General features: G+C 58.4%; 7 protein-coding genes. All 7 read right to left on the bottom strand.

Translation table 11 applies throughout. From position 1 onward, the window contains the following. Positions 1-23: 23 nt before the first annotated feature. Positions 24-1,310: an OprD family porin gene (locus AC1DH9_RS16845; RefSeq protein WP_427546354.1), complete on the bottom strand. Its 1,287-nt coding sequence runs from the start codon at positions 1,308-1,310 to the stop codon at positions 24-26. Positions 1,311-1,546: 236 nt separating this feature from the next. Continuing rightward, on the bottom strand, positions 1,547-1,942 hold the full coding sequence (locus AC1DH9_RS16840; protein WP_427546356.1) for a nuclear transport factor 2 family protein: 396 nt from the start codon (positions 1,940-1,942) through the stop codon (positions 1,547-1,549). A gap of 25 nt (positions 1,943-1,967) precedes the next feature. After that, complete coding sequence (locus tag AC1DH9_RS16835; RefSeq protein WP_427546358.1) at positions 1,968-2,663, bottom strand: DsbA family protein; 696 nt, start codon at positions 2,661-2,663, stop codon at positions 1,968-1,970. A 212-nt stretch (positions 2,664-2,875) separates the two neighbouring features. Continuing rightward, positions 2,876-3,076: a hypothetical protein gene (locus tag AC1DH9_RS16830; protein WP_054595130.1), complete on the bottom strand. Its 201-nt coding sequence runs from the start codon at positions 3,074-3,076 to the stop codon at positions 2,876-2,878. Positions 3,077-3,323: 247 nt separating this feature from the next. Continuing rightward, positions 3,324-4,430: an agmatine deiminase gene (gene aguA / locus AC1DH9_RS16825; protein ID WP_427530703.1), complete on the bottom strand. Its 1,107-nt coding sequence runs from the start codon at positions 4,428-4,430 to the stop codon at positions 3,324-3,326. Between the two features lie 5 nt (positions 4,431-4,435). Continuing rightward, complete coding sequence (aguB, locus tag AC1DH9_RS16820) at positions 4,436-5,314, bottom strand: N-carbamoylputrescine amidase (protein WP_477808456.1); 879 nt, start codon at positions 5,312-5,314, stop codon at positions 4,436-4,438. 290 nt (positions 5,315-5,604) lie between these two features. Next, positions 5,605-7,512 (bottom strand): aminotransferase (locus AC1DH9_RS16815; protein WP_477808455.1); only part of this gene is annotated, 1,908 nt, incomplete at its 5' end.

Raw genomic sequence — 7,512 nt, 5'->3', positions numbered from 1 at the left:
GGCCTCAACCACGCAACCGATCATCAGAAGATGTTGATCGGGTAATCCACGAAAACACGGACTTCGTTGCCGCTGACGTTGTAGTCGCTGGATTTCTGCGACACGCGCAGGACCGAGCTGCGTACTTTCACGCTCAGGTCTTTGGCCGGGCCGCTTTGGACCACGTACTTGAACTGGTTGAAGATTTCGCGCTCGGTGCCGCCGGTGCTGGTGGCGGTGGTGATGTTGTCGCCACGCACGTACGCCACGTTGTAGGTCAGGCCTGGAACGCCGAAGGCGCCGAAGTCGAGGCCGTAACCCAGCTGCCAGCTGCGTTCGTCTTCAGCGTTGAAGTCAGACCAGTAGGAGTTGGCGAGGTAGATGGTGTTGCCACCGTCACCGACACGACTGTGATCGTTCTGATAGCCGCCGTACGGGTAGCCGAGGTTGCTGTCACCGGTGCTGCGCTGGTGCGCGAGAGTGAACGAGTGCGGGCCGGTGACGAAGGTCGCTGCCAGGCTCCAGATTTTGTTGTCCTGGCCTTCGGTTTTGTTATCAAGGGCGTAGGACTTGTCCAGCTTGGTCTGGTAGCCGTTGAAGTCCAAAGTCAGGGACTGATCGGTGGCCAGCGGGAACACGTAGTTCAGGTTCACGTACTGTTTCTTCAGGACGTCTTCTACGTTGGACGCGTAGAACGCACCTTTGAACTGGTCGGTGAACTGGTAGCGACCGCCCAAGACGTTGATCGATTTCAGGCCACCGCTGTCACGACCTTCGGCGCTCTTGCGCGATTCGGCGGTGAAACGACCAGCGTTCAGCTCCAGGCCTTTGATCTCCTTGGAGGTGATCAAGGTGCCGGTGTAGCTTTCAGGCAGCAGACGCGAGTTGTCGTAGTTCAGCACCGGCAGCTCCGGCATCTGGTCGCCGTAGGTCAGCACAGTGTTGGACAGACGGAATTTTACCGCCGCGCCAGCCTTGGCCAGGTCATCGGCGGCTTCGCCGCTGTCGCCTTGCTTGAAGAAGTCGATACCGCCGGCGCCGCTACGGCCCTTGCCACCATCGAGGCGCAGGGCGTACAGACCGAAGGCATCAACGCCGACACCGACGGTGCCCTGGGTGAAGCCCGACGAGAAGGTGCCGATGGCAGCCTGGCCCCACTCGGCCTTGTCTTCTTTACCGTTCTTGTAATCGCGATTGATGTAGGCGTTGCGCAACAGCACTTTCAGGCTGCTGTCGTCAACAAAACCCTTGGACTCCGCCTGGTCGTTAGCCATGGCTTGAGTGGCGCTAAAAATCCCCAGAGCGATCAGACCGATCCGCTTGTTCAACATGTTATTTTCCTTATTACGGGTTTATACGCGCTGTGACCGCTGGCTGAAATGGCTGTTATTGCGCTCTTTTTTCACTCCAAAACAAAAGGCCCGCCCACGCAAAAGCGAGGCAGGCCCTTATTGTTTTTTGAAGTCGTGGCGGTTGGCCACAGGCGTTGGGGCGAATCCTAGCCGCGCCCCCAAGCATGTGTCAATTTCGTGAATCTTCTGTAATTAGGCGAAAATCGTCTAAGAACTTACTGCTCAGCGATCGCCAATTGCACCGTGTGGCTGTCCACAAACTGCTCGAAATGGGTGACTTTGCCGTTCGCCAAAGTCCACAAATGCGCGACTCGGGCGTTCATCGGACGCCCCGTGGCCTTGTAGATACCGCTGTAATTTCCGTAGGCGAATACCTTGTCACCCTGCGCGACGTAGCTCTCGGCCTTGAACTGAAAATCGTTCCATTCAGTGCCCAGACGTTTGAAGACATTCTCGACGATGGCGTCAAAACCGACGTAGGTCCCCGCGTAGGGAAACCCAGCCGCTTCAGTCCATTGCGCATCGGCGGCCAACGCTGCAGCAGTGTTGCGTGCATTCTCCTGGGAGTTGGCACCTTCGTAGGTGCTTTTGATCAGGCTCAGGTTATCCATGGGTCGCTCCGCGTAGTCGATGAGATCAGTGAGCACAACCGTCCAGGCCACAGGCTTGAACCGGGAAAGTGGATTCGTTCGGCTGGGCGACGACTGATTGGCTCAACCAGGCCGCAAATGCTTCAGGCTTACCGAGCCATGGACTGATGTCGACCACGGTGAATTGATCGTCCTGCTCCAGCACCAAGGTCGGGAAGCCCTGGCCACCAACCTGCGCCAACAGTGCGCGGCTTTTCTTGATGTGGTCTTGGGTTTCGTTCGCCAGTGCGTCCTTGAACTCGCGCTTGAAAGACTCAGCTTCCAGGCCAATCGATGCAGCGAGTTCCAACAACACCGCTTCATCGGCAATCCGCCGACCTTCCACGTAGTGCGCGCTCTGCAAACGCCCCAGCAGTTCCAGCCCACGTCCGGCGAGTTGTTCAGCGGCCAGCACGGCAGCAATCGGTGGCGCGGAATCAAACACGGCAGTGTGATCGCGCAATAGGCCTTCGAAATACGCCTCACCAAATGGCTGCCCGGTGTACTCGGCGATGCGTCGGTCGTGAGGCATCACGTAATCACGCAGTTGAGGTGAAACAGTCTGCCGGTTGGCGCCAGTCATCATGCCRCCACCGTGGGCGATCACCGGCAAGACTGCCTGTGCCGCTTGCACCAATGGTTTGGCACCGTAGCACCAGCCGCACAGTGGATCGTAGATGTAATGAAGGGTTGCGGTAGACATGGAAAGCTCCAGCAAAGTCGTAGGAATTCGATGCCGGCAGACTATTCCTATGACGGAGAGGGAAAAACGCCGTAATGGCTTTTAGTCTGTTTCGCAGATCGGTCAAATGACCTGTTTGGGCCAAGGCAGGCTGGACCAAACCTGAACCCACTTTTCCAAGGGCAAAAAAAAAGCGCTGCCATCCGGGCAGCGCTTTACCAATCCTTTGCTTTCTATCCTTCAATCACATCCCACAAGGCTTCAAGTTCTGCCTCACTGAATAAACCAGCGGGATAACGCTCGATCATCATCCTGCGCGGGTCAGGTTCTCTGACCTGTCGCGTTCCGTTGGATTTCAACCATTGCGCCAGCACCTGAAGCGATTCGCCATTCATTGCCAAGGGATGCGATGTCCGCTCGCTGACCATATTCATTTCCGGCGCTCTCTCCTGGTTCGTGAGCGGCTAACTTATCCAAGGTTTATGACAGAACAACGCGGTTCTACATTCCCGAGAATTGCTCTCGGACAGATACAAGAGCTATGCCAAAGTGCCTGACAGGCCGGCATGTGGATATAAAAAAACCCGCAGTCCATAGGAGCTGCGGGTTAGATAAGGGGTCACTCACATGAACCGGATAAAACACGGATCAATTCAGCGCCACTAGTTGTTACAACTTCACTCAACCTTTGTGCGGTGCCGGCTGTTGTTGGGTAAGGCAATGGATGTTACCGCCACCCAGTAACAGTTCACGCCCCGGCACCATCACTACTTCGTGCTGCGGGAACAGGTTCTGGAGGATTTCCTTGGCTTGCGCGTCCAGCGGATCGTCAAAGCTCGGCGCAATGATGCCGCCGTTGACGATCAGGAAGTTCACGTAGGAACCGGCCAGGCGCACAGAAGGGTTACGTTCCTGGGTACCGTCCACCGGGTCGACACCGGCGCACTCTTCCTCGGTCGCGTAAAGCGGCCCCGGAATCGGCATTTTGTGCACCTTAAATGGGCGGCCCTTGGCGTCCTTGGTGCTTTGCAGCACTTTCATTGCGGCCTGGCAACGCGGGTAGTTCGGATCCTGCGGATCGTCGGTCCAGGCCAATAGCACTTCACCGGGACGCACATAGCAGCAGAAGTTATCCACATGACCGTCGGTTTCGTCGTTGAACAAACCGTCCGGCAGCCAGATGATTTTATCCACAGCCAGTTGTGCACTCAGCACCGCTTCGATGTCGGCGCGGTTCAGGTGCGGATTGCGATTGCGATTCAACAGGCACTCTTCGGTTGTAATCAGCGTGCCTTCGCCATCGACGTGGATCGAACCGCCTTCGAGCACAAAACCCTCGGTACGGTAACGCGGGCTGCGCTCGATCTCGAGGATCTTGCCGGCCACTTGCGAGTCACGATTCCACGGCGAATACAGACCGCCATCGAAGCCGCCCCAGGCGTTGAAGTCCCAGTCGACACCACGGACTTCGCCGCTGTTGTTGATGACGAAGGTCGGCCCGGTATCGCGGACCCAAGCGTCGTCGCTGGACATCTCGACGAGGCGGATATTCGGCACGTCCAGACGCGCACGGGCGTTTTCGTACTGGGCCGCCGAGACAGCAACGGTCACCGGTTCAAAACGCGCGATGGCCTTGGCCACCGCAACGTGAGCGGCTTGCGCCGGCTTGCCACCCAGGCGCCAGTTGTCCGGACGCTCCGGCCAGACCATCCAGGTCTGGGTTTGGGTCGCCCACTCGGCAGGCATGTAAAAACCATCAGCGCGGGGTGTGCTGTGCAAAGTAGTCATAGCGATCAGGACTCCAGGGAACCGTCGAGGGTTTTGATTGCGCCGTACAGGTTCGGGCGACGATCACGGAACGAACCCCAGGCGCTGCGGATGTGCTCCAGCTCGTCGAGGTCGAAGCTCTGAACCAATACGCCTTCTTCGGTTTCGTTGAGCTCCTGGACTTTCTCGCCGAACTGGTTGGCGATGAACGACGAGCCGTAGAAGGTGATGTCGTAGCCGTCCTGCTCTTCATTGCCGATACGGTTGCTGGCGATCAGCGGCATCAGGTTGGCACCGGCATGGCCTTGCTGGACGCGCTGCCAGTGGTCGCGGGACGAGATGGTCTTGTCGTGCGGTTCGCTGCCGATGGCGGTTGGGTAGAACAGGATTTCCGCGCCTTGCAACGCCATGCTGCGGGCGCATTCCGGGAACCACTGATCCCAGYAGATGCCCACGCCGATTTTCGCGTAACGGGTGTTCCAGACTTTGAAGCCGGTATCGCCCGGGTTGAAGTAGTACTTTTCATGGTAGCCAGGACCGTCCGGGATGTGGCTTTTACGATAAATCCCGAGGTTGCTGCCATCGGCATCGATGATCGCGATGCTGTTGAAGCGTGCGCGACCCGCCAGTTCGAAGAAGCTGATCGGCAGCACGACTTGCAGTTCTTTGGCGACTTTCTGGAAGTGCTTGATGGCCACGTTGTCTTCAACCGACGTGGCCAGTTGCAGGTAATCCGGGTTCGGCTTCTGGCAGAAGTACGGGGTCTCGAACAGTTCCTGGATCAGGATGATCTGTGCGCCTTTGGCTGCGGCCTCACGGACCAGCTTCTCAGCGGTCTCGATGTTGGCTTCAAGGTCCCAGGAACAAGCCATCTGGGTAGCGGCGACGGTAACGATACGGCTCATGAATCATCTCCCGGGCGGGTTCAGAGGGTCGATTGTGGCATCGACCGATGACAGAAATGGGAACGGCCAGGCGCGGTGATCCACGCCATAGTGTTACGGCGCCTTTTATAACCGATAAAAATCGGCTTTAAAAGCATAAGGCATTCATTTAATCAAAAATATCTTACAAAAACCCGATAACAATCGAACTTAACGCAATCCCTGCTCGCGATGGCGGTCTGACAGCCAACATTGATATTGGATGTACCGGCCTTATCGCGAGCAGGCTCGCTCCCACAAGGGGAGTGTGTTTAGAGGCCTTCGTCGAGCACCTTCGACAAGGTATCGACAAAGAAATCCACGCTGCGTCGCGTGGTCACCATCGGTGGTTTGATCTTGAGGATGTTCAGGTAATCGCCGGTCGGCTGCATGAAAATCCCCAACTCGCGCAGGCGGTCGCACAACGCCGTGGTTTCTTCCGTGGCCGGTTCCAGGGTTTCGCGGTTGCGAATCAGCTCCACGCCCAGATAGAAGCCTGAGCCATGCACCGCGCCCACCAAAGGATGGCGGTCGATCAACGCTTCAAGCCGCTCCTTGAAATACCCGCCAACGATCCGGGCGTTTTCCCAGAGCTTCTCTTCCTTCATCACATCCAGCACTGCAATGCCGATGCGGCAACTGACCGGGCTGCCGCCCGCCGACGAGAAGAAATAACCTTCGGCTTCCAGCGCCTCGGCGATTTCTCGTCGGGTGATGACCGCACCCAATGGCTGGCCGTTACCCATGCCCTTGGCCATGGTGATGATGTCCGGCACCACGCCCTGCTCTTCAAAGCCCCAGAAGAACTTGCCCATGCGGCCGTAACCGACCTGCACTTCGTCGGCAATGCACACGCCACCCTGGGCACGGACCAGCGCATACACCTGTTTCAGGTAACCCGGTGGCAGAGAGATTCCACCGGCGTTGCCGTACACCGGCTCGCAGATAAAACCGGCCAGTTGTCGCTTCTGCTCGGCAATCTTCGCCAGGTTGTGTTCGACGCTGCGCACGTAATCCGGTGCGCTGTCGAGGCCACGGAATTCGCCACGATAGGTGTTCGGCGCCATCACCGGGTGCACCCAGTCCGGACGGCTGCTGAGGGCCTTGGGGTTATCTGCAATTGAAGTCGATACCGCATCGGCGGCCACCGACCAGCCGTGATAGGCCTCAAGCACACTAAGCATGTCACGACCGCCGCTATAGGCCCACGCCAGGCGAATCGCCAGGTCATTGGCCTCGGTGCCGCTGTTGACCAGAAACACCCGATCCATCGAGTCCGGCGCCAGCGCCAACAGGCGCTCGGAAAACTCGGCGATAGCCGCATAGTGGAAACGCGAGTTGGTATTGAGCAACGACCACTGACGGCTGGCTTCGGCCGCCATGCGCGGGTGACCGTGACCGAGCACCGCAACGTTGTTGAGCATGTCCAGGTAGGAGCGGCCCTGCATGTCGATCAGGTGATTGCGCCAGCCCCGCTCGATGCGCGGTGGATCGACGTAATAGTGTTTTTGCGAACGGGCAAAACTTGCGTCGCGACGCGCCAGCAAAGTATGCGGATCGAGTTCGACCTCAGCGTCGCAGGCCAGTCCCAACAATGCCGCGGGTGACGGGCACAACACCTGCCAGGCAGGTGCGCGGGACGGTGAGCAAAACAGCGGTGGATTCAACTCGGCGCCACGGCAGAGCTGAACCCGTAACGCACCGCCGACTTCACCCAGCACCTGCCCTTTGACCACGGCCGCACCGGTGTGCAGTGAGGGTTTGACACCCCACAGGCGCACGCTCAATTGTGCGCTGTCCAGTTGCACGCGGCCGTCAGCGCTCAGGTGCACGACACCGGCAAAGGGCGCTTCAACCGTTGTGCCCTGCGGCACCTGCAAGTCAACGTGCAGCGGGCACGTGTCCGGCTCGACGGCGCTGTCCGGACGCGTCTGCGATAAACGGTATTGCCCGTAACGACTGGCCGCCAAACCATGGGCTGCCGCCGCTTCGACCAGTAGACGTTGATCGATGCCGTCCTGCTCCCAATTGCCCGCTTCGAAATGCGGGCTCAAGACACCGAGGTCGATCAAGGCAAACTCGCGGCCCACCAGGCTTGGCAGTAATGGCGCAAACCCCTGGCTGGCAATCGCCGGCAGCGACTGGCCGACTGCTGTCAGAATCGCCGCTTCCATCMGTTC

Source organism: Pseudomonas sp. 05T35 (assembly GCF_056396605.1).
Note: the sequence above shows the minus strand (reverse complement) of the source record. Positions and strands in the feature narration are given on the sequence as shown.

What these genes read in the sequence shown, in the direction of transcription:
- AC1DH9_RS16840 (WP_427546356.1), bottom strand. Translation starts at nt 1,942, where the DNA reads ATGGATAACCTGAGCCTGATCAAAAGCACCTACGAAGGTGCCAACTCC.
- aguA (WP_427530703.1), bottom strand. Translation starts at nt 4,430, where the DNA reads ATGACTACTTTGCACAGCACACCCCGCGCTGATGGTTTTTACATGCCT.
- AC1DH9_RS16845 (WP_427546354.1), bottom strand. Translation starts at nt 1,310, where the DNA reads ATGTTGAACAAGCGGATCGGTCTGATCGCTCTGGGGATTTTTAGCGCC.
- AC1DH9_RS16830 (WP_054595130.1), bottom strand. Translation starts at nt 3,076, where the DNA reads ATGAATATGGTCAGCGAGCGGACATCGCATCCCTTGGCAATGAATGGC.